The sequence below is a fragment of the Streptomyces spinoverrucosus genome (genome assembly GCF_006539505.1).
Taxonomy (GTDB): Bacteria; Actinomycetota; Actinomycetes; order Streptomycetales; family Streptomycetaceae; genus Streptomyces; species Streptomyces spinoverrucosus.
The window spans coordinates 1-22,540 of sequence record NZ_BJND01000099.1; the positions used below are offsets into that span (position 1 = coordinate 1).

Here is a 22,540-nt window from a genome sequence, read left to right on the forward strand (position 1 = left end):
GCTGAAAGAGCTCAGTGCCCGGATACAAGAACGGCCACCGGCTGATCTTCGAGTTGTCGAAGGCTCGAAGGAGATCAGCACGATGACCGCACCAGACAGTCTGCCCCTGCACGCCCTCGCAGAAGACAACCTCGCCGCGGCGAGTCCCGGTCTGCTGCGCGCGATGGTCAAGACGTTCGCCGACGCGCTCATGTCCGCAGAGGCAGACGCCCTCTGCAACGCCGAATACGGGCAGGTCAGCGACGAGAGAGTCAACCACCGCAACGGCTATCGCCCCCGCGAGTGGGACACACGGGCCGGCACCGTCGAACTCGCCATCCCCAAGCTCAGATCCGGGAGCTACTTCCCGCACTGGCTCCTCGAACGCCGACGGCGGGCCGAGCAGGCCCTCATCTCGGTGGTGGCCACCGCCTACTTGTTGGGCGTCTCCACCCGCCGTGTCGAGAAACTCGCCGAGTCTTTCGGCGTCACCCAGCTGTCGAAGTCGCAGGTCTCGGCCATGGCCCGGCACCTGGACGAGCAGGTCACCGCCTTCCGCGACCGGCCTGAGTCCGGCAGTGAGAGCGGCTATGGAAGTGCTGGCCGTCATGCAGGTCTTTGGGGGGTAATCGACCGGAGACTCATCCGGGAGGGGCGGCAAGACGGGCAAGCCCGTCACAGAGGCGCAGGCGTGAGGCCTCTCCAACTTGTTTGCGGGCCACGCCGGGTTGGGTTGACGGAACAGTGAGGCTCTCCGGGTAGGTGGGTTGCCAGGCAAGAGCAACCTTTCCGGCGTGCCCGGAGCTTCGTTGTCGTGCTTGTCCATCAGTCCGGCGGAGCTGTCCACTGGTTGACTGTCGCGGCGTAAACCGGCCAGACGAACCGGGCCCTGCCCGCCCTGCCGGGAGCGATTTACCACGTGCGCGCGACCTGCGCCCCCAGAATCGCCCGCCGCGCCTCCGGCGGACCCACATGGCAAGGACCATTCTGGTCTCCTCTGATGAGGATGGTCGAAATTGGCTCTGTCCGCAGTTCCGTGAATCGCCAGGTCAGCGAGGGGAACGAGGGATCGTTTCGGCAGAGTGTTTCCGGCCATGGCGAGCAAGACGGTCGAGGCTGTGCTGTTTCCCGGGATCGATGTGCGAGTGGAGCGCGTCAGCGACTGCTCCGACGTCCTTGTGGTCGGAGGGCGGTGTCCACCGCTCGCCCGGGCCGGTGCCCGGACTGTCGGACACAGGCGAGCCGCATATACAGCTCAGCTCCTACCAACACACCCTGAATGAAATACCGTTGGGCTCTCGCCGGGTCATAGTCCGGCTGCGGGTGTGCCGGTACTTCTGTGACCGGAAGAGTTGTTTCCGCAAGACGTTTGTCGAGCAGGTGCCGGGATTGTCCGAGCGGTACCGCCGCTCCAGCACCGGACTGACAGGCTGGCTGAGGTCGATCGCGATCGAGCTGGGTGGACGTCCGGCCGCGCGGTTGTGCCGCCGCCTGCAGCTGGCCGCGCGCAAGACCAGGCTGCTCAGGCTGCGGCGCCGAGGGTGTCGGACCCGTGCGCCGCGGGTGCTGAGGGTGGATGAGTTCGCCTTCCGCAAGGGCTGCACCTGCGGCACAGTGCTGGTCGACGTCGAGGCCGGCCGGGTCGTGGACGTGCTGCCCGATCGCACCTCCGAAACGTTCGCTGCCTGGGTCAAGGGCCATCCCGGAGCCGAAAACATCTGCCGGGACCCGGGCCCAGCGTTTCTCCAGCAGGCGCGGGATGTCCTCGCAGCGGTGGCGAGCACGGTGCCCGGGTGCCTTGGGACGTGGCCTTACCGGTCACGGGCCGCCGCCCTGACGCCGTTCCCTGGGGCGGATTAGGCTGGGCTTGTGTCGTGGTGCGGCGCGTTCATGTGGTCGCCCGGCGCCGTCGCCGGGGCTCACGCAGCCGTGGACGGCCGCCGCCGCTCCTCCCCGGGTCCGTTAAGGGCGGTGCGTGCTGCGTCGGCCAGGAGCACCGCCTCGTAGCCGATGGCACCGATGTCGCAGTCCGGCTTGGTCAGCACGGCGAGGGTGTGACCGCTGCCCGTGGGCACGAGTAGCAGGAAGCCGTCGTCCATGTCGATCAGCAGCTGGGTGACCGGCCCGCCGGACAGGACGCAGGCGGCGCCGTCGGCCAGGGATGCCAGTCCCGAGCCGAGGGCGGCGAGCTGGTCTGCGTGGTCGCGGGAGAGGCCGCTGGAGAGCATATGGGGCAGGCCGTCGCCGGAGACAACGGCGATGTGCACGATGCCGCTGACGCGCTCGGCACAGTCGTCGAGGAGTTGCTGCAGATCGGTCATGGTGAGACTGTCCGAAGGCGGAGGCGGCGTTGTGGGGGTGGTCTGCCGGATGTCGGCCCAGGGCATGGGGGATCCCTCCTTTTACGTGCACCGCTGCGGGATCCACGGCCGGCCTGGGCGCGGGGTCGGCCGTCCCAGGCGGCGCAGGCATTCGGCAAGGCGGCCCAGCCGGGGCTGCTGCGGCTCGTGGCTGTGCGGCCGGGCCGCCTGACGCCGAGCGTCTGCCGGCCGGGCGAGGTCGGCGCGCGCCTGGCGCATCAAGCGGACCATGCCGATCGCCGCGTGCGGGCACTTGTCGTGGCCGCAGGCCGGGCAGGCGGACGCGCAGCGGCCTGCGACGGGCTCGGTGCTGGTGGTGAGGGTGCTCATGGGTTCGCCTTCGGTACGTGACCAGGGTGTGGTGCCCCCGGATCCCATGAGATCAAGGCCCCCGCCCGGTGGGCGGGGGCCCGCCGGGGGAGTACGTGGGGGAGTTCTGCATCCCCCGATCAGCCCCGCGGGGCTCCGGCCCCGGCGCCCCGGCACCGCAGTCCCGGGGCCGGGGCCGGTTGGCCCGGGTCAGCCCCGCGGCGTGCCGTAGAACGGCAGGTGGGCTGCGGGCGTGCTGTGGACGGGTGTGTGGGCTGCGGGTGTGCCGTAAGCCGGGTAGGGGACGGTGAGCGGCGGTGGGAACGGCGCCGGGACGGGCACGGGCTGCGGCCCCGACCCTTCGGGGGTGTGTCGGCCGAAGGCCTGCCAGTCGGCGACCAGCGACGCGTAGATCGGCGTGGGCATCTCCAGGCGGGTGGTGTGGTGATGGGGCATGGCGGTCTCTCGTGGTCGGCCTGTGTAAGGGCCCGATCAGTGTCGGGGGCCCTGGGCGTGCCGTGAAGGCGCGGCCGGGCAGCCGGTCGGGTAGTCCGGTCCCGCGCGGGCACGGTCTTGCGGCGCAGGTCGCACGCGGTCCGCGCCGGCCCGGCCGGCCTCGTGGTGTCGACCTATCCTGAATGGGCAAAGGGGATGAATCTCTCAGGGTGCCCGCCGCATGGCGTGCGCGAAGGAGACGGTGAAGCGCGGATGTCGACGCAAGGCAGGAAGGTCACGGTCGTCGTGGCCGACGACCACCCGATCTACCGTGAAGGGATCGCCCGGGGCCTCGCCCTCAGCGGCCAGATCGACGTGGTCGCCGAGGCCGGGGACGGCACGGCCGCGTGGGAGGCGATCAGCGAGCATGTCCCGAACGTCGCCGTGGTCGACTACCGGATGCCAGGTCTGGACGGGGTGGCCATCGTCCATGCCGTCACCCGCGACAAGCTCTCCACACGCGTGATCCTGCTGTCCGCCGTGACCGACAGCGGGGTCGTGTTCAAGGCGATCGAGGAAGGCGCGGCCGGCTATCTGCCCAAGGATGCGAGCCGTTCGGACATCGTGCAGGCGGTCCTGAAGGTTGCCAAGGGGCTGACGGTGATCCCCCCGGAACTGGCAGGCGACCTGGCGGGCGAGATCCGGCTGCGCGCCGCACACAGCGCACCGATCCTGAGCGAACGCGAACACCAGGTGCTGCGCGGGTTCGCCCGTGGCCTGAGCGTCCCGCAGATCGCCGCGGAGCTCTACCTCGGCGTGAGTACCGTTAAGTCCCACACCGCCCGGCTCTACGAGAAGCTCGGCGTGTCGGACCGGGCGGCGGCGGTCGCCGAGGGCATGCGCCGGGGCCTGGTGGAGTGAGCGGGGCTGAGCCCGACGGGGCGGAGGGGGGCTGACGTAGGCCGCCGCCACCGTGAGTGACCGCACGGGCATGGCCTGCGCAGTGGAACCTGCGCGTGAGACGGTTCTGTGCCCGTGCCGATGGCTGCGTCGGCCAGGTCATCGGGGCCGTCGTGACAGCGGCAGCGCCGCGCCGCCTGGGAGTCTCGGCTCGCCCTGGGCTGCGGGCCGCCCGGCAGGACCGGGCATGGCGGCCGCCGGCATCGTGATCCGCTCCGACGACGCGGGCACCGTCGGCGCGGACCCGGGCCGGTTGTGCTGTCCGTCGGAAGTGACGCTCACCTGGGGCAGGCGACTGGGCAGCCCTCTTGTCCCTGCCTGCTGGCCCTTCCGGCCGCCAGCCTTCTGCTGTCCGGCGTTTAGCACCGCGACAGCACACGGTGCAGCGACACTGGCCACCGGCCTCTACCAGTGGCCGCCGGGCGGCGACCGTCCCGCTCGCCATGCCCCACCACTGCCACCCGCCGTATCCGTGCGCGTCGTCGACGCCGCGCAGTTCCGTGCGCCGGCCTTGCGGTGGGCACCGGGGCGCGCGTCATTCGGGGCAGCCCGTGACCAGGACACGAGAGGAAGCAGCCACCCATGAGCGCAGGCCGTCACAGGGCCGCCCGCACGTCCCGCCGAAGCGGCAGGCCTCGGCGTTCCGGGCGCCGGCGGGCGTTGCGCCTGGTGGTCGGTCTGCTGGTGGTGGCCGCGGTCACCGGCGCGGGCAGCGCCGTGTGGGCGTACTACAAGCTCAACGGCAACCTCACCACCGCTGACATCTCCGGGCTCGTCGGCGACGACCGCCCGCCTGCCGTCTCGACGAAGGCGCTGAACATCGCGCTGATCGGATCGGACAGCCGCAAGGGACTGGACGGCCAGTACGGCACGGGCCTGACGTCGGCCCAGTCGGACACGCTCATGGTGCTGCACCTGTCGGCCGACCGGAAGCGGGCGACCGTGGTCTCCGTCCCCCGTGACTCCTGGGTCGAGATCCCCTCCTGCGACCTGGGCGACGGCGAGAGGTCCAAGCCCCACTCCTTCAAGATCAACGAGGCCTTCGCCCTCGGCAGCGCAGACGGCGGCGTGGCCGGGGGAGCGGCCTGCACGATCAGGACGCTCGAGCACAACACGGGGCTGCGCATCGACCACTTCGTGGAGGTCAACTTCGCCGGGTTCAAGGACATGGTCAACGCCCTCGGCGGCGTAAAGATGTGCCTGGAGGAGCCGGTCAAGGATACGAAAGCCCACCTGGACCTCCCGGCCGGCTGCCAGACCATCAAGGACGAGGATGCGCTCGCCTACGTACGGGCCCGCTACAGCCTCGGTGACGGCAGCGACATCGGCCGCATCGGACGACAGCAGGAGTTCCTTCAGGCTCTTGCCGACAAGGCCCGCAGCAAGCTGTTCGATCCTGCCGCGCTGTACGCGTTCCTCGACGCGGCGACCAAGTCCCTCACGACCGATACCCAGCTGGGCAGCCTGAGCAAGCTGACCGACCTGGCGAAGGACCTGAAGTCGGTGCCCCGCGACCAGCTGACGTTCGTCACCGTGCCCAACGTCCCCCGCTCGACCGTCGAGCCTTCCGACCAGGCGAACGTCATCTGGAAGAAGCCGCAGGCGCAGAAGTTGTTCACGGCCCTCGCCCGCGACGAGCCCGTCGACGCGGACAGCGTCTCCGCCCCGGACGGCAACTGACGTGGGCGTAAGCGGATTTTGCCGTCCGGCAGGGTTCGCACAGCTCCCGGACAGCACCCGAAATGGTTGGGTTCGGCAAGAGGCGCAGTGCACAGAGCAGGAGTGGATTCCGGCATGCGGCCATTCGACCGGGAGCAGTCCCCGACCTCCGCGATGCCCGCAACGGGGCGCACAAGGGCAGGCGCGCGGCGCGGCACAAAGGCCCGCACCGAACGGACGGGCTGGCGGCGCCTGCTGCCCACCTGGCGCATCGCGCTCGGCTCGGCCCTGCTGTTCCTCCTGCTGCTCATGGGAGCCTTCGGCGCCGGCTACGTCCTGGTCGACATCCCCGCAGCCAACGCCGCCGCCACCGCGCAGAACAACGTCTACCTGTACGCCGACGGCTCCGTGCTGGCCCGCAAGGGCGAGACGAACCGGCAGAACACCGCACTCACGCACATACCCAAAGGCGTTCAGGAAGCGGTGCTCGCCGCCGAGAACCGCGACTTCTACACGGAGTCGGCGGTGGATCCCTCGGCGATGGCCCGTGCCGCATGGAACACCCTCACCGGCAAGGGGAAGCAGTCCGGCTCGACCATCACCCAGCAGTACGTGAAGAACTACTACCTGGGCCAGGAGCAGACCCTGACCCGCAAGGCCAAGGAACTGTTCATCGCGATCAAGCTGGAGCAGCAGACCAGCAAGGACGACATCCTCACGGGCTACCTCAACACCTCCTACTTCGGACGCAACGCCTACGGCATCCAGGCCGCGGCCCAGGCCTACTACGGCACGAACGCCGAATCCCTCGACACAGCCCAAGGCGCCTACCTCGCGTCGCTGCTCAACGCGCCCAGCCTCTACGACGTCGTCACCCACCCGGAGAACCGGCCCCGGGCGGTGGCGCGCTGGAACTACGTCCTTGACGGCATGGTGAAGCAGAAGTGGCTCACCCCCGCCCAGCGCGCGGCCATGACGTTCCCCGAGCCGATCCCGCCCAAGGCCGCCAGCGGACTGTCCGGGCAGCGCGGCTACCTCGTCGAGGCCGTCAACGACTACCTGACCAGCCACGGCATCATCGACGAGAAGACGCTGGCGGCCGGCGGCTACCGGATCACCACGACCTTCGTGAAGGAGCGTCAGGACGCCCTCGTCAAAGCCGTCGACGACCAGCTGACGTCCAAGGCCGATCCCGGCAAGCGCGTGCAGGACCGCACGGTGCGCGCCGGTGCCGTCTCCGTCGATGTGAAGTCCGGCGACGTCGTCGCCATGTACGGCGGCACCGACTACACCAAGCAGTACGTCAACAGCGCCACCCGCCGCGACTACCAGGTCGGCTCCACCTTCAAGCCGCTCGTGTTCACCTCCGCCGTCGACAACGACTCCACCACCCAAAACGGCGCTGTCATCACGCCGTCCACCGTCTACGACGGCGACAACAAGCACATGGTCCGCGGCCCCGACGGCCCCACCGGCTACGCGCCCGAGAACCAGGACCAGGTCTCCTACGGGCCCATCACCGTCACCACCGCCACCGACAAGTCGGTCAACTCCGTCTACGCGCAGATGGCCCAGGACGTCGGACCCGCCAAGGTGAAACACACCGCCGTCGCGCTCGGCGTCCCGGAGGACACCCCGGACCTGACCGCTTCGCCCTCCATCGCGCTCGGCGTCGCCACCGCCAGCGTCCTGGACATGGCCGACGTCTACACCACCCTCGCCAACCACGGCCGGCACCAGCCGTACACGCTGGTCGAGAAGGTCACCAAGGGCGGTCAGGACCTCACGCCGCCGGAGCGGGAAACCACCCACGCCGTCAGCCGTGTGGCGGCGGACACCACCACCCAGGTCCTCAGGAGCGTCGTGGACAACGGCTCGGGCGAGGCGGCCGCGCTCCCCGGCCGCGAGGCGGCCGGCAAGACCGGCACCGCGGAGGACGACAAGGCCGCCTGGTTCGCCGGCTACACCCCCGAACTCGCCACCGTCGTCGCCGTACTGGGCCAGGACCCCGACACCGGGGCGCACACCCCCCTGTACGGGGCGTTGGGGCAGAAGCGGATGGGCGGCGGCGGATTCCCGGCACGGATCTGGCAGCAGTACACCTCCGGCGTGCTCAAGGGCGTCCCGGTGCAGGACTTCGACCTCGACCTGCGGCACGCATCCGCCGAGCCGTCCGCCCCCGCACCGGAGCGGGACGCCAGCACCCCGAGCGGCCAGTCCGCGCCGCCCCGGACTCCGGCGGAGCCGGGCACCGACGCCTCCGGCGGAACGGACGACGACCCCGGCAACGGCACCACCGGCGGAGGCGGTGACAACGGCACCACCGGCGGTGGTACCGGCGGGGACACCAGCGGCGGTGGAACGGACGGTGGTACCGGCGGGGACACCAGCGGCGGTGGAACGGACGGCGGCACCGGCGGGGACACCACCGGTGGCGGAACGGACGGCGGCACCGACGGCGGCGCGGACGGCGGAAAGGGCAGCGGCGGAGCGCACGGTGGCGGAACAAACGGTCCCGGAACGGATGACGGCGGATGGGGCGGACCACGCGGACCGCAGGACTGGCCGCCGCAATAGCGGCCGCGGGACGCTGCCCCCTCCGATCGGCCAGTCCCCGCTCCTGCGCCCGGTCCGCCTATAGGCGGGTCCCCGATCCCTCGCGCCCGCCCATACGGTGAACGGGCTGTGAAGCGCCGCCCGGCCGCGGCCCGGCGACGGGCCCTCCCGCACTCATCATGAGGAGCCGCCTGATGCCCTACGTCGAACCCGGACTTGAGGGAGTCGTCGCGTTCTTGACAGAGATCGCCGAGCCTGACAAGGAGGGCGGCGCGCTGCGCTACCGAGGCGTCGACATCGAGGATCTCGTCGGCCAGGTCCCGTTCGGGAACGTGTGGGGGCTGCTGGTCGACGGGGCGTTCGACCCCGGTCTGCCGGCCGCGGAGCCGTTCCCGATCCCGGTCCACTCCGGTGACGTCCGCGTCGACGTCCAGTCGGCGCTCGCGATGCTCGCGCCCGTGTGGGGCCTGAAACCGCTCCTCGACATCGACGAGGCGCAGGCCCGCGAGGACCTCGCCCGGGCCGCCGTGACGGCGCTGTCGTACGTGGCACAGAGCGCCCGCGGGCAGGGGCTGCCGATGGTGCCGCAGCGCGAGATCGACAAGGCCGAGTCGGTCGTCGAACGCTTCATGATCCGCTGGCGCGGCGAGGTGGACCCGAAGCACGTCAAGGCCATCGACGCGTACTGGACGTCGGCCGCCGAGCACGGCATGAACGCCTCCACCTTCACCGCCCGCGTCATCGCCTCGACCGGCGCCGACGTGGCGGCGGCGCTCTCCGGGGCGGTCGGCGCGATGTCCGGTCCGCTGCACGGCGGCGCCCCGTCCCGGGTCCTCGGCATGATCGAGGAGACCGAGCGGACGGGCGACGCGACGGCGTACGTCAAGCAGGCCCTGGACAACGGCGAGCGGCTGATGGGCTTCGGCCACCGCGTGTACCGGGCCGAGGACCCGCGCGCCCGTGTGCTGCGGCGCACGGCGAAGGAGCTGGGCGCACCGCGCTTCGAGGTGGCCCAGGCGCTGGAGAAGGCCGCGCTGGAGGAGCTGCACAACCGGCGCCCGGACCGGGTCCTCGCGACCAACGTCGAGTTCTGGGCGGCGATCGTGCTGGACTTCGCCGAGGTCCCGGCGCACATGTTCACGTCGATGTTCACCTGCGCCCGTACGGCCGGCTGGTCGGCGCACATCCTGGAGCAGAAGCGCACCGGGCGCCTGGTGCGCCCGTCCGCCCGCTACGTCGGCCCGGGCGGACGCGACCCGCGCCAGATCGAGGGCTACCGGAACAGCGCCTGCTGACCCGGCCCCTGGCCGCGGCCGGTACGCCCGTAGCCGTGCTGCCCGTTAGGGCAGGTGACTCTGCACGATGGGCTTCCTCGACGAGACGGAAGAAAAATGAACAAATCGGAATGATGGGGCAGTGGTTCCCTCCCTGTCTCTGCAAGCCTGAAGAAAGTCACAGCCCGTCATGACCACACTCCGCGTCCCGGACTTCGTGCACGACAGCAGCCTGCCGCCGCTTCCGTGCGCGTCCCACCGCATCGATCCCGACCTGTTCTTCCCCCACTGGAGCGACTCCACGACCAAGCAGCTCGCCGAGGCGATCTGCGGTCCGTGCCCGGTACGCGACGCCTGCCGCGCCCATGGCCGGGATCAGCGGGAGCGGGGCATCTGGGGCGGGGAGACGGAGACGCAGCGCAGGCGTGCGGTCAACGTGCCGCGCAAGGGCACGTCGAAGCGGCGAGTGCGCACCTGATCCGGTCGGTCCGGGCGGGAAACGCGGCGACGACCGCGTGCCTGGCGTGACAGCGGCTGAGCGGGCCAGCCTTCGTCACTGGGGCGGCATCGGTGAAGTCCCGTGCAGGGAAGCCAGGACCTCGCCGACCTTGGCCACGTAGTGGGCAGACCGTGGTGACCCGATCCCGAGAAACCCCCGCGAGCCGGGCTCGGCCCCATCACCTTTCGGACACTCAGCTCGGTTCAGGGACGCTGTCCAGTTCGGGCCAGTCATCGGCGAGGTGCTGTGAGCCCGACATGCGGTCGTAGTACGCCGCCTTGAGGCTGCGTTCGCGCTTCTTCGTGTCGTCCAGGTCCAGTCCGGGCTGCAGCCTGCATAACACCCGCGACGTCGTCCATATGGGCTCGAAGGCGAAGAGAGCTGTGTCCCGCATGAGGCCGGAGAGGCTGCTGTACGTGTCGGCGCCCACCGTAATGACGGCGAGGTCGGCATCGCTGAAGTGCTGCCCCATCAGCTCCTGTACTTGGCGTAACAGTCAGCTTGGTGCCTGTTCCAGAAGTGGACGTGCAGCGTCAGCCAGTTCGGCGGCTGCGGTACCAGGAATGGTCACCCTGCCGTCGTTCTCCTGCCGCAGGACATCGTTCTGCAGGCCGCAGACGACGTCCGGCGCCCGGAACCACCGGCCGCCCAGCACATCATCTCCTCGTACTGCTCCGGAGGCTCGGATTCTTCGATGTTCTGCTCCGGAAGGTCGGTGATCACGATACTGAGCCCTTTCCATCTTCAGTCTGAGCTGGCCAGATGAAGGGTGAGGACAGCTTGGGCGAGGCTCGTGATCCGGGTCGTCGAGCAGCGGAGTTTGCGGAGGAGTCGCCAGGACTTGAGGGTGGCGATGGCCTGCTCGACCAGGGCGCGGATCTTCGCTTGGGACTGGTTGACGGCCTGTTGCCGGCGGACAGCTTGTCCCATCGGCCGCGGTACGGGTGACGGACGGTGCCGCCCGCGCCCTGGTAGCCCTTGTCCGCCCAGCAGTCGATGCCGGCCTCGGTGAGGGCGTCGATGATGCCGTGCTCGCGTGCGGCCCGCACGTCGTGGATGGCTCCGGCCAGGGCTGGTGAAGCCCACAGAAGACGGCCGCCTGGGTCGGCGATGACCTGCACGTTCATGCCGTGCTTCTTGTGATTCCCGAGTAGAAGGGCCGGTCGGCGGCGATCCGGCCGATCGGCAGAAGCGTCCCGTCCAGGAGCAGATACGCCTTCGTCGACGCGGTCCGTACGGCTTCGGCGAGCGTGGGGGCGAGGGCCGCCAGAAGCTCGACGGCCTCGGTGACGTAGCGGTAGACGGTGGTGGTTCCGACGCCGAACCCGGCCGCGAGCTGGGCGTAGGGCTGGCCGCTGCGGAGGTGGGCGAGCGTGAGCAGAGCCTGTCGTCCCCCGTTCAGCCGCCGCCACCGGGTGCCGAGAACACGGCGATATTGCCGCAGACAGGCGGACAGGAAGCGAAGGGCAGAGCTGGACACATCGACTCCGGACAGGTAGACAATCACGCGAAGCCTCTGGTGGACACGGTTCTCTTGGTCGAAACCCGTCTACCAGGGACTTCACCACGCTGTCAGACCAACTGACAAGCTAACGACGCAGGTTGGAAAAGGCTCACTGTCGCGTCTGCCGTCCCACTTCCACCGCACGGTGGTTGTACCGAGCACGTCCTCGCCCTTCGCAAGCCGTACCCCCGAACTGACGAACTCTGTTCCCGAGGCGGGACTGGATCGGGCAGTGCTGCGGCCCTTCCACCCAGTAGTTCGTTCTTCTTGAACTGGTACCACCTACCTTCCGGATCGGACTTCTGGGCCCACTTGAGCAGCGAACGCTGCGCCTCGGCATCCTTCGTGGCTTTGATCGCCTCGCCCGTCAGGACCTCTCGTGCGAACCGGTGGTCCTGCACGAACTGTCCAGATTCTGGATCTCGAGGTATTGCGACACCTCCACGATCTGGTCATAGGTGAGCCGCTGGGCGCTCTTGATGAGCTTGCACACATTCAAACTCGCCGCTGGTCTGCTGGGCCAGGTACCCGGCGTACAGGTTCAGCCACTGTCCATCGGCCTCCTTGAAGCAGTTGAGGACGCCGTCGGGGAAGCTTCCCTCAGGGAGGTATTTCGGGAGCCACTCGGGATTTGTGGTGAACATTCCTTCTCCTTGTCCTCATGCGCACAAGGGGCGTGAGACTCCGCCTGCGGAGTGCACGCCCCGATCATCTCCCCCTGGGGGACGGTAGGGGCGCAACGGGAAGTAGAGGAGAGGACTTCGGGCATCCGTAGGTGTCGGTAACGGCTGAATCGTGGGTGTGGACACCAGATGAAAAGTGGACCTCACGCTGTCAGTTGATGTTGGTCATTCCCCGGTGTCGGCGGCGGGAACCCGTCCGAGGTCGCGGCTGCATGCGGTAGCTGTCGCCCTTGTCCGGCCCGGCAGGCCCGGATGCCCAGGCCGGTGGCCAGGTGGGTCTTGCCGGTGCCGGGCGGCCCCAGGAAGATCGCGTTCTCCTTGCCGACGACGAAGTCCAGCGTCCCCAGATGCGCATGGTCTCGCGTTTGACGGACCGCTGGTGGTCGAAGTCGAAGTCCTCCAGCGACTTGCGGGAGGGGAAGCGGGCCGCGCGGATGCGGCCCTCGGCGCCATGGGAGTCGCGGGCGGCGACCTCCCGCTGCAGGCAGGCGGCCAGATACTCCTCATGCGTCCAGCCCTCGTCCCGGGCCCGTTCGGCCAGCCGGGCGGCCGCATCCCGCAGGGCTGGTGCCTTCAACGCCTTGGTGAGATGGACCAGTTCGGAGGAGACATCGCGGCCGTTGGTGGTCTGCTTGCCGACCATCAGGCGACCCCCTCACCGCTGGACAGGCCGCCGTCGCTGACGCCGAAGATCCGGTCATAGGTGTCCAAGGGCCGCTGCTCGACCTCGAGTTGGTCGGCAGCAACGGGCCGTTGCCGGGCCTGTTCGCGGCCGGCCTTCGCGGCGGCCGCGTGGGTCGGGTCGGTGATGGACTGGTGACGGGCCCAGCAGCGGGCATGCCGGGCGACCTCGGTGCCCTCGCAGAAACGCCAGGACCTGGTCCAGGTCGGCCTTCACCTCGATGCGCCGGCCGATCGCCAGCGGGTGGACGGAGTAGTCGTTGGTGTCGACGCGGACGTAATGGTCGCGGGGCAGCCGGAGCGAGGTCCGCCACCAGCCCGGCGGATCGACCGGCGGCAGCGGCAGCATCCTCGCTTTGTCCGTCTCGATCCGGTCGGCCGGACGGGCCTGCAGGGTGCGGTGGATGCGCCGGTTGGCCTTGACCAGCCAGTCGGCAAGCTGGATGTTGAAGTCGGTCGGCGAGGCAAAGATCCGTCCGGGCAGGAAGCTGGTCTCCAGATAGCCATTGGCCCGCTCGACCAGCCCCTTGGCCTCCGGATCGCCCGGGCGGCACTGGATGACGCGGATGCCGAGCAGGCCGCGAACGCGGCGAAGTCCTCCGTCAGCTGCGCCCTGCCGCCCCGCCAGGACCCCACGGCTGCCTCGTTGTCCCAGACAAGAGCCCTGGGAACGGCTCCCAGGCCGGTCAGCAGCCGTCAGTGCCCGGCGATCAAATCGGCCGCGGTCTTGCTCGGCAGCATCCTCGCCATGATCCACCGCGAGTAACCGGACACCACCACCAGCACCGGCGGACACCCTGTCTGCCCGAACCCCAGCGGGATCTCCGCGGACGGGAACCACAGATCGCACTGCACCAGCTCGCCGGGCTCATAACCGGTCCGGGAGGCCGGATCCGCCGGCAGGTAATCGAGCCTGAGCTCACGCACCCGATCACGCAGAACGGTCATCCCGCGCTGCCAGCCGATCCGCTCGGCCACCACGGTCGCCGGCATGTCCGGCCACACCTCGAGCAGCTCGCGGATCCTCGGCTCGACCGCGTCCATGATCGACCCCTTCAAAGCCCGCTCGTACTCCGGCGGCCGGTCGCTGGCCACCGCACGTCGCACCGTGGTCCGCGAGATCCCCAACTTCCGTGCGATCGCCCGGATCGGCATCTGCTCAGCCCGATGCAACCGGCGGATCTCCGCCCAGTCCTCCACGCTGATCACCCATCCTCCCGGCCTGACCCAACGAGTCAGGCCGCCCAGGAGGGCCACAATTCATCCGGTGGAAGTGGTCTCACATTGAGTCGTTGCCGACACGTAGGGGCAGTTTCGTCGATTTCAGCCGAGGAAATGCTGGGCAGGTACCCCTCGGGAGTCGGCCTCGAGCTTTGGATGGCGGACGTCAGGTCAACTCGCGGGCGATTACGGTGTGCTGAGCCGGAGGTCGACAGTCCAGTGGCGCGGACGGCACGGATGTGGTTCTCGGCCGTCGAGCGCCCGAGGGCCGCCGCCTGGACACCTACGACATCAACGCCGGGGAGTGCAGTCGCGACTGAGCCTGCCGCCCGCCGCAGCATCACCCGCGCCCCTGCCACGGCTGTCCGCCGGTGAACAGCGACGGCACACCGGGGCCCGACGCCGAAGCCATCTGCATGCTCCCCGAGTTCTTCGAGAGGCACGGAGCCCGCCAGGACACCGAACGAGCAGGTGCGTAGTCCCCATCGGCTGCCCGCAAGGCCCTGGTTTCACGCCGCGTCTCCATAAGAGGGTGATGCCGAGATTGAGGGTGCTGGTCCGGCTGAACGAGCAGGCCGAGGCCGAGGCGGACGAGGCTCGCGCACCGGCCCCCGGGCAGGTGGCGGTCGAGGCCCTGCACCACATGAGGGACACCACTTTCGCCGGGGAGCCTCGCGGCTTCGACCGGCAACGCGCCCCGCACCATGGCGACCCGGCGCAACCTCGCCATCGGGATCCTCCGCCTCGCAGGCCCCCAAGTAGGCGCTGCCGCACCGAGCCGCTCCGCACCCCAAACGCCCGCTCGCCCTCCTCGGCCTCGAGTGATCACGAACCGGATATTGCGAGACTACGCCAAAGCTCTGGCCGCGCGGGGAAGTTTCTTCAGCGTGAAGGGGCAGCGCAGCGTGCGTCCACTCGCGATGCGAACAGCCCGCACGTGATCTGGCAGCCGTCCGGCGGGCCCTCTTCTGGGGGAGGCGTTCACGGCTTCGGTGCGGCCCTCACACAGTCGCCCGGGGAGTTGCTCAGCGGGCGGCGGAGCTCGTCTCCTCGGTGCTGGGCCGGGGCGGCTCATAGCCGTTGGAGGGGGACTGGGCCGGGAACAGGTCGTGGTGCACGGCGCGGGCAACCTGCTCGATGGTGTCGATGCCGTAGTACCAGCCGTAGATGGCGGGCTGACCGGTCGGCACCCTGTTGTTCTCCGTGAGGACGACGAGGCCGTAGTCGTGGTGGTCGCCGGTGAACGCACCCATGCTGTTGACCTTCCAGTCGCCGCGGTCGAAGGGGTCCTTGGGGCCGTACTGCGAGCGCTGCAGCCACCCGTTCTTGACGTGAATGGTGGATGTCTTCGGGGCCCCGGCGGGAGTTCCCCACCGCTGGTCGTCCTGCACGTCCCGCATGAGGCCCAAGGCGTAGGTGCGGGCCTGACGGCTCAGAACCGTGTTGTCGGCCCCGGTGAACAGCTTGAGCAGTCTGGCCTGATCCGCCGCGGTGATCTGGGTGAGGCCCCAGGAGCCTTCGGGGTCGAGCCTGGTGTCCTTCATCCCGGCCGCGTTCAGGAAACGCTGGATGCCGACCGGATCGGGCTTCTGTGGATCGCTGAGGTCCGACAGCTGCTTCCACAGTGTGGTGGTGGCGGCGTTGTCGGAGTTCACCACCATCTTCCTGGCGAGCGTCTGCTCCTCCTGGGTCAGATGTCCGCCCTCGGCCAGCAGAAGTGCCCCCAGGACGATGGGTTTCACGGCACTCGCGGAGTCGTACCCCTTGTGGGCGTCGTATGTGCAGGTGGTGTGCGTCATGCCGTCGTAAAGCGCCACCGACGCCATGCTGTGGCGGCCGTTCAGCCTCCTCGCTATGTCACGGGAGAGGCGCTTGGCCAGCTTGGGATCGTTTGAAGTGCACGTGACGAATGTGCTGCCCACCCTGCTCTGTGCGGGATTCCCTGGCTGCCCGGCCGGAGGCGTCTGCGGGAGAGTGGCGGCGTATGCGGGTGCGACAGCCGAGGCGGAGGCTGCGAGGGCCACTATCCCCATGGTCAGCTTCGAGGCTTTCTTGCTTGTCGGCATTCTTCCTTCTCCGAGGGAGCTTTCTCAGTCGGCTCTCGGTCAGTGCGGGGAAGTCTGGAAGGCCTTCAGGTCATCGACGCGCGGTCGATCGGTCCTTCCATCGGTCCTTCCGCCGGGCCGTCGGATGCGCCACCGATGGCGGAGTCGGGCGGTGGCGCCGCGTCCCGCCGTCTGATCGTTGCGTTCGGGCGGCTTGAGGTCGTCAGGCGGCGACGGCTACTGGCACTGTGCGGCCGTCCGTTGCCGTTCCGGACGCTGAGGTCCGGCCGCGGCTGGACGGCCGGATGGTGCCCGACGTGATTGTCCAGGCCCTTGCCATGGTCTGCTGGCCGGATGGGTGTGCGAGTGGCGTCGCACCAGCGGCCGCCGGCGCTACGCCCCCCTTGCTCGCACGCCGTATGAGACGCGGCTGTCAGGCAGGAGAGATCAACGGGAGAGCCCGAGCTGCTGGGAGCAGGACGGCCACGCGTGCCATCCCTGGGCATGCAGCACCCGCTCGGCGATGACGATCTGCTGTTCCCTGCTGGCCTGGTCAGCGGTGGGTGCAAAGGCCGTGCCGCCGAACTCACGCCATGTCGAGTCCGTGAACTGAAGGCCGCCCCGGAAGCCGTTGCCGGTATGGGTGGCCCAGTTTCCGCTGCTTTCACAGGCGGCGAGGCGGTCCCAGGTGCCGGCGTCCGCCGCGTGCGCCTGGCCGGCGGCCGCCGCCGGCAGGGAGATTCCCAGGGCGCTGACAGCAACCAGGACGGCCTTCTTGGCGAACGAGACGCGAGCGGAGGCAGAGAACATGGACACTCCCGAGGTTGAGGAACGTTGACTTCCCCCAAGCCTTGAGGAGTTCGGCGGCCCGCCAGACCGGCTGACCGTACGCCGGCCCCAGCCTCCCGAGCTCCTCCGATCGACGGAGGGGCGCTTGGGCCTCGGGGCTGACGGATGAGTACCGGTGCGCACCGACCGCGTCGGCCCGGCCACCGCGGGCCGGGCCGGCGCCGTGCCTGAGCCGGCGTGGCCCGGACCCGGGTGGAGCGAGGCGGTCGGTGCAGCTCAGCCGGGCGCTGTGGAGCGTGGTTCAGCCGCCGACGGTGGTCTTGGCGCCGGCCGGCACCTCCTGCTGGGCGGCCATCGCCGGGCACTGCGGGATGTCGGCGCCATCATGGACCTTCATGTAAGCGCCGCTGGTCCAGCCGACAACCTCCTCTTTGCCATCCGTGCGCGAGGTGTCGAGCTTGTACCAGACGGTGGACTTGGTGCCGTCGCGGTCGATCTCCTTCCCGTTGTCGATCTTGCACTCGAGTCCCGCCTTGGTGTGGGACGGCAGGGCTCCCACGTTCTCGGCGACTTCTTTAGGGGTTGAGCGGACGAGAAGCTGCGCCGCGGCGGTGTCGACCGTTCCGTATGCCGGGGAGGGGGCCGAAGCCCCGGGAGCCGCGAGCGCCGGTCCGGCGCCGAGCAGGGAGGCGCCCACGGCCGCCGCGCACGCGCCACCCGCCAGCGCGGTGTACCGGGATCGTCGGGAGATCTTCTTCAGCATGCGAAGCCTTTCTGGTCTGCCGCAAAGGGATACGTGAATGGAGCGAGCACAGTTGACCTTGCTGTCGCCGCCACGGCCATCAGCCGATCAGCGGAGGCACCGGTGGACCCTCCTCGGCCCGGCCGGAGAAACCGGGCCGGCAGACCAGCCCGGGGCGGCCGCCCGGCACAGGACATGGTCTCTACGAGGCCTGGCGCCACCAGGCGAAGGCGACCGCGGGCTCCATGCTGATGCGGGCAAGTGCCGTCTCGACGGGGGTGCTGTCAGGACCCTCCGCGGTGATCTCGGCACGGAGGCGGACCTGGCCGTCCTCGGGGACGGCGGTGGAGGCGACGGCGTGCAGACGGCTGCTGGAACCGGACAGGAACTTGACGAGCAGGGCGCGCACGTGGGCCTCGTCGTGCGCGGCGACGACGGCCTCGACGGCGTAGGGGACGGCGACCTCGTCGCCCGATCCCGGCCGGCGGTCCAGACGCCGGGCGACGGACCGCAGTCCGGTGTTGACCGCGACCACGGCAGCGGCGCCGGCCAGCGCATAGCCGGGCAGTCCCGCCCCCGCCAGCGAGCCGGCGGCGGCCGAACACCACAGGGTGGCCGCAGTGTTGATGCCGGTCACATTGAGGCCGTCGCGCATGATGACGCCGGCGCCGAGGAAGCCGACACCAGAGACGACCTGGGCGGCGACCCGGCTGGGGTCACCCGCGCCGAACGAGCCCGACAGCAGGACGAACAGGGCGGCGCCGGCCGCCACCAGGGTGTGGGTGCGCAATCCGGCCATGCGCTGGCGCCACTGGTGCTCGATGCCGATGAGGGCACCAGCGAGCAAGGCCTCGCCCAGGCAGGCGGCGAAGGTCAGGGCGTTCATGGCGCTCACCGCCTGCGCAGCGTCGAGGGGCCCGTTTCGAGGTGGTACTCCTGCGGCTCGGCGTCGTAGGAGTACAGCTCGGCGTAGCGGCCCCAGTCGGTGGCGGTCTCCAGCTGGCGGGTGACCTGTTCGCTGGTGAAGTGGTGGGCGAGCAGGTCGCGGAAGAATCCGGCGCGCAGGGTGCCAGCAGGGTTGTTCCGCAGGCTGCTGGTGATGAGTTTCACCAGTGGCGCGTTCATCGCTGCCTCGGCGAAGAGCGTCTTGGAGCGCTGGACATCGGCTGCGGCGAAGGCGGCCCCGGTGCTGGTGAGCAGCAGGTCGTCGCCGCGGACCACAAGGAAGCCGAGAAGGTCGAGGGCGTCGACCAGCGGCAGGATGTCGTCGAAGTCCAAGCCGAGGTCGTCGGCGAGGTCCGCGAGGTCACAGCAGCCGCCGCGGTGCAGCACAATCTCGGCCAGCCCCGACAGACCGTCGACGCTGGCCGCGGGCAGCGCAGCGGTGGCTGGGGTGCGCTTGTCCGTTCCGGCGCCGTCGGTGGCTTCGGGGTGGCCGGTCGGCCGGAGGTCCTTCGGCCGTCCGGTCATGGTGCGGTAGACGCGGTCGATGAGGTCCTGGAACGCGGCGGAGTCACGCTCGCGCGGGCGGTCCAGGCTGACCTCGAACTCGTCGCGGATCGTGCGGTAGGGGCGCGAGCCCAGGATGACGATCCGGTCGGCCATCAGGACGGCTTCTTCGATGTTGTGGGTGACCAGCACGATGGAGCGGGTCGGGAACTGTCCGGACTCCCACAGCTCCATCAGTTCGCCGCGCAGGTTCTCCGCGGTCAGCACGTCGAGGGCGGAGAACGGCTCGTCCATCAGCAGCACGTCCGGCTCGACGACGAGTGCGCGGGCGAAGCCGACGCGCTGGCGCATGCCTCCGGAGAGCTCCTTGGGGTAGGCGGACTCGAAGCCGTCGAGGCCGATTAGGTCGATCGCGCGCAGAGCGGCGTCGGCGCGCTCGGCGGCGGGTACCCCCTTGGCTTCCAGACCCAGTTCGACGTTCTGCTGGACCGTGAGCCAGGGCAGCAGGGCGAAGTTCTGGAACACCATGGCGGTGCCGGGGTTCGCCCCCGTCAGCGGTGTGTCCTTGTAGGTGACGGTGCCGGAGCTGGCGGGGATAAGCCCGGCCAGGCAGCGCAGCAGGGTGGACTTGCCTGAACCGGACTTGCCGAGCAGGGCGACGACTTCGCCCGCGCGGATCGTGAGGTCGATGCCGGACAGCACGGGCAGCTCGCCGTCGGCGCCTGCGTAGGACTTGGTCAGGCCGGTGGCGGACAGCAGCACCTCGCCGTCGGCGGGACGCGGGCCCCTGGCGGTCTGCCGGGCGAGAGTGGCACGGGCGTAGCGGGCGGAGCGGAGGTGGTGCAGGGTGCTCAGCGCCATGACAGAAACTCCAAGGAAGAAACAGCGGGAGGGATACCAGGACCAGAGGGGGTGTGTCAGAGGGCGTAGCGGTGTTCGGCGAGCCGGTAGAGCGGGCGCCAGAGAAGGCGGTTGAGGGCGACCACGTACAGGCTCATCACTGCGACCCCGGCGATCAGGTGCGGGAAGTCGCCGGTGTCGGTGGCGTGGGCGATGTAGGCGCCCAGGCCGGTGGCGGTGAGGGTGGTGGTGCCGAAGGTGACGATCTCGGAGACGATCGAGGCGTTCCAGGCACCCCCTGAGGCGGTGATGCCGCCAGTGACGTAGGCAGGGAAGATCCCTGGGATGATCAGCCGCTTCCAGCGCTGCCAGCCGGTGACGCCCAGGTCGTCCATGGCCTCGCGCAGATCGGCCGGGATGGCCATGGCACCGGCGATGGTGTTGAAGAGGATGTACCACTGGGCGCCGAGCGCCATCAGCACGATGCCGCCGATGTTGATGTCGAGGCCCGTCTTCAGGAAGAACCACGTCGCCAGCGGGAAGAGGAAGTTGGCGGGGAAGCTCGCCAGCACCTGGACCAGGGGCTGGGCGATCCGGGTGAGCCGTGGCGAGAAGCCGATCCACACCCCGACCGGCACCCAGACCAGCGTGGCCGCGACCATGAGGACGACGACCCGGGCGAGGGTGACCAGGCCGAGCAGCAGCGGCTCGCCGAACACCCCGAGCCCCGTACGGTCGTTGAGGTAACGGGCCAGGTCGGCCAGACCCCACAGGGTCAGAGCGCCTGCGACGGTACCGAAGACGATGTCGCCGGTGCGCTGCTTGGTGCGGTCCACGTGCAGACGCCGGTCGTCGGCGCCGAAGACACGGCCGGCGCGGGCCAGGGCGTGCCCGGCCGGGCGCAGTATGCGGCCGATGATCCGGGGCCAGTGGGAGCGGCGCAGCAGGTCCAGCACCACCGAGCGCTGGCGCTGCCCCGCCTCGGACTGCTCGTTCTTGAACTTCTCCGCCCAGGCGACAAGCGGCCGCCAGAAGAGGAAGTTCACGCCGATCACCATGACCGCCATGGTCAGGACGGCCCAGCCGACCTTGCCCAGGTCGCCGTCGGCGATCGCGGCACCGGCGTAGGATCCGACACCGGGCAGCGCGTAGTTCTGGTTGTTGACGCTGATCGCCTCGGACGCGACGAGGAAGAACCAGCCGCCGCCGAAGCTCATCATGCCGTTCCAGACCAGGCCGATCATTCCGGCAGGCAGCTCCACCTTCCAGAACCGCATCCACCGGGTGAAGCGGAACGAGCGGGACAGCTCGTCGAGTTCACGCGGCAGCGAGATGAGTGACTGGTAGAAGCCGAACGTCATGTTCCACGCCTGCGAGGTGAAGATCGCGAAAACCGACGCGCACTCCAGGCCGAGCATAGAGCCCGGGAACAGGGCGATGAACCCGGTTACCGCGACGGTGAGGAACCCCAGGACCGGCACCGACTGCAGGATGTCCAGCGCCGGGATCAGGATCCGCTCCAGCCGACGGCTCTTGGCGGCCGCAAAGGCGTAGCCGAAGGTGAAGACAGTCGAGGCGGCGAGCGCCGCGAACATGCGCAGCAGCGAACGTGCCGCGTCGTAGGGCAGGCGCGCGGGATCGGTGCTGACGTGCACGTCCTGACCGGGCGTGAACGAGACCGTGGTGCCCTGGCCGACGCGCAGCGTCGCGTACAGCAGCACCAGCACCGCTGCCGCGACCACCATGTCGACCCATGGCATCTGCGGCCTGTGCCCGGCCACACCGGCGCGGACCGCCGCACGCGGGACCGGGGCGGTGTCCTTGGGGGACAGCTTCACATGTGTGCGAAATGACATCACGAAAGACCTCCGCTCCAACGCCGGACACGCATCGAGCCCTGGCCTGCGCGGCATGTCGCGCCGCGGGAAGAGGACGGGTCTGCCGGCGTGGAGAGAAAAGAATCGGATCGCGCCGCCCCGGGCGGTCTCACGGACCGGATGAGCCCGCGGCGCGGCCCCGTGGAGCGTCGGGGGCCGGTGCGCGAGGCCCGCACCACCCGCGGCCCAGGGGCAGGGAGAGAAGTCAGGAACTGCCGAGGAGGCAGTGCCTACTGGGAGGTTCCAGACTCATGGCCGCCTCCTTTCGTGATGTGTGCGGCCTCCGTGCGGAAAGCGGTAGGCCCGGGCCTGAAGAGTCTGACACTTCTTCGCCTTTGGGCACAAATAAGGGTTGGAGGACTCTTGCTGCGATTAACGCAGTCCTGTCTCCGGCCTCATCCCAGGGATCCGGCCGTCCGCTTAACCATGGTCAAACGATGCGGCAGGAAGCCCTTAAGTCCCGTCATGGAAGCTTTCAAAGGAACCCGGACCAACGGCACACCTCTATCCGCCCGCGATGACGCACTTCTGCGCGGGTGTGCCACAGAAGGCAGGACATGAACTTCCCCAAGTCTTTCTCCACCGTTGTCATGAAACTCCTCAGCATGACAATGCCTGTCCCGGTGGCCGGTACCTCCCACGGCCTGGCCGCACCCGCTGCGGTAAGGCGGACCACTT

16 protein-coding genes and 4 pseudogenes are annotated in these 22,540 nt (G+C 69.4%); 7 read left to right on the top strand and 13 right to left on the bottom strand.

From position 1 onward, the window contains the following. Positions 1-82: 82 nt before the first annotated feature. Positions 83-547 (top strand): annotated as a pseudogene (locus tag SSP24_RS39460) (transposase); the annotation flags it as partial. A gap of 821 nt (positions 548-1,368) precedes the next feature. Then, the gene (locus SSP24_RS43255; protein ID WP_167529840.1) at positions 1,369-1,839 is read left to right on the top strand and encodes a transposase; all 471 of its coding nucleotides are present in this window, start codon (positions 1,369-1,371) and stop codon (positions 1,837-1,839) included. Positions 1,840-1,898: 59 nt separating this feature from the next. Here the strand turns inward: SSP24_RS43255 and SSP24_RS39470 are convergent, their stop codons facing one another. From SSP24_RS39470 to SSP24_RS39480, 3 genes are all read right to left on the bottom strand, one after another. Next, a complete protein-coding gene (locus tag SSP24_RS39470) occupies positions 1,899-2,300 on the bottom strand; it encodes a roadblock/LC7 domain-containing protein (protein ID WP_141315616.1) in 402 nt (133 codons plus the stop codon). Positions 2,301-2,381: 81 nt separating this feature from the next. After that, complete coding sequence (locus tag SSP24_RS39475) at positions 2,382-2,669, bottom strand: hypothetical protein (protein WP_141315618.1); 288 nt, start codon at positions 2,667-2,669, stop codon at positions 2,382-2,384. Positions 2,670-2,858: 189 nt separating this feature from the next. Further along, a complete protein-coding gene (locus SSP24_RS39480) occupies positions 2,859-3,104 on the bottom strand; it encodes a hypothetical protein (RefSeq protein ID WP_141315620.1) in 246 nt (81 codons plus the stop codon). Between the two features lie 252 nt (positions 3,105-3,356). Here SSP24_RS39480 and SSP24_RS39485 point away from each other — a divergent pair, with 252 nt between their 5' ends. The 5 genes from SSP24_RS39485 to SSP24_RS39505 all read left to right on the top strand — a co-directional run bounded on the left by SSP24_RS39485 (position 3,357) and on the right by SSP24_RS39505 (position 10,010). After that, a complete protein-coding gene (locus tag SSP24_RS39485) occupies positions 3,357-4,004 on the top strand; it encodes a response regulator transcription factor (RefSeq protein WP_141315622.1) in 648 nt (215 codons plus the stop codon). Positions 4,005-4,625: 621 nt separating this feature from the next. Then, the gene (locus SSP24_RS39490; protein ID WP_141315624.1) at positions 4,626-5,723 is read left to right on the top strand and encodes an LCP family protein; all 1,098 of its coding nucleotides are present in this window, start codon (positions 4,626-4,628) and stop codon (positions 5,721-5,723) included. A gap of 114 nt (positions 5,724-5,837) precedes the next feature. Continuing rightward, complete coding sequence (locus SSP24_RS39495; RefSeq protein WP_141315626.1) at positions 5,838-8,279, top strand: transglycosylase domain-containing protein; 2,442 nt, start codon at positions 5,838-5,840, stop codon at positions 8,277-8,279. A 173-nt stretch (positions 8,280-8,452) separates the two neighbouring features. Beyond that, complete coding sequence (locus SSP24_RS39500; protein ID WP_174864796.1) at positions 8,453-9,553, top strand: citrate synthase 2; 1,101 nt, start codon at positions 8,453-8,455, stop codon at positions 9,551-9,553. Positions 9,554-9,722: 169 nt separating this feature from the next. Then, the gene (locus SSP24_RS39505; protein WP_141315631.1) at positions 9,723-10,010 is read left to right on the top strand and encodes a WhiB family transcriptional regulator; all 288 of its coding nucleotides are present in this window, start codon (positions 9,723-9,725) and stop codon (positions 10,008-10,010) included. Between the two features lie 214 nt (positions 10,011-10,224). On the opposite strand, the gene SSP24_RS39510 is transcribed toward SSP24_RS39505, so the two are convergent. The 10 genes and pseudogenes from SSP24_RS39510 to SSP24_RS39555 form a co-directional block, all read right to left on the bottom strand. Then, complete coding sequence (locus SSP24_RS39510) at positions 10,225-10,503, bottom strand: hypothetical protein (protein ID WP_141315633.1); 279 nt, start codon at positions 10,501-10,503, stop codon at positions 10,225-10,227. A 272-nt stretch (positions 10,504-10,775) separates the two neighbouring features. Beyond that, positions 10,776-11,538: pseudogene (locus SSP24_RS39515) on the bottom strand (transposase family protein). 823 nt (positions 11,539-12,361) lie between these two features. Then, positions 12,362-12,861, bottom strand: a pseudogene (locus SSP24_RS45165) (ATP-binding protein). Further along, a pseudogene (gene istA, locus SSP24_RS39525) lies at positions 12,861-14,108 on the bottom strand (IS21 family transposase). Before istA ends, SSP24_RS45165 begins: the two co-directional pseudogenes overlap by 1 nt. 1,037 nt (positions 14,109-15,145) lie before the next feature. After that, positions 15,146-15,946 carry a serine hydrolase gene (locus SSP24_RS39530; protein WP_141315634.1) on the bottom strand — a complete coding sequence of 267 codons (801 nt, stop codon included), beginning with the start codon at positions 15,944-15,946 and terminating at the stop codon, positions 15,146-15,148. Between the two features lie 666 nt (positions 15,947-16,612). Beyond that, positions 16,613-16,975: a transglycosylase family protein gene (locus SSP24_RS39535; protein ID WP_141315637.1), complete on the bottom strand. Its 363-nt coding sequence runs from the start codon at positions 16,973-16,975 to the stop codon at positions 16,613-16,615. A gap of 280 nt (positions 16,976-17,255) precedes the next feature. Then, entirely contained in the window at positions 17,256-17,717 is a 462-nt protein-coding gene (locus SSP24_RS39540; RefSeq protein WP_141315639.1) for a hypothetical protein, read from the bottom strand. Between the two features lie 181 nt (positions 17,718-17,898). Then, complete coding sequence (locus tag SSP24_RS39545; protein ID WP_141315641.1) at positions 17,899-18,582, bottom strand: MgtC/SapB family protein; 684 nt, start codon at positions 18,580-18,582, stop codon at positions 17,899-17,901. Between the two features lie 5 nt (positions 18,583-18,587). After that, the gene (locus SSP24_RS39550) at positions 18,588-20,006 is read right to left on the bottom strand and encodes an ABC transporter ATP-binding protein (protein WP_141315642.1); all 1,419 of its coding nucleotides are present in this window, start codon (positions 20,004-20,006) and stop codon (positions 18,588-18,590) included. Between the two features lie 56 nt (positions 20,007-20,062). Beyond that, on the bottom strand, positions 20,063-21,841 hold the full coding sequence (locus SSP24_RS39555; protein ID WP_141315644.1) for an ABC transporter permease: 1,779 nt from the start codon (positions 21,839-21,841) through the stop codon (positions 20,063-20,065). Between the last annotated feature and the right edge of the window lie 699 nt (positions 21,842-22,540).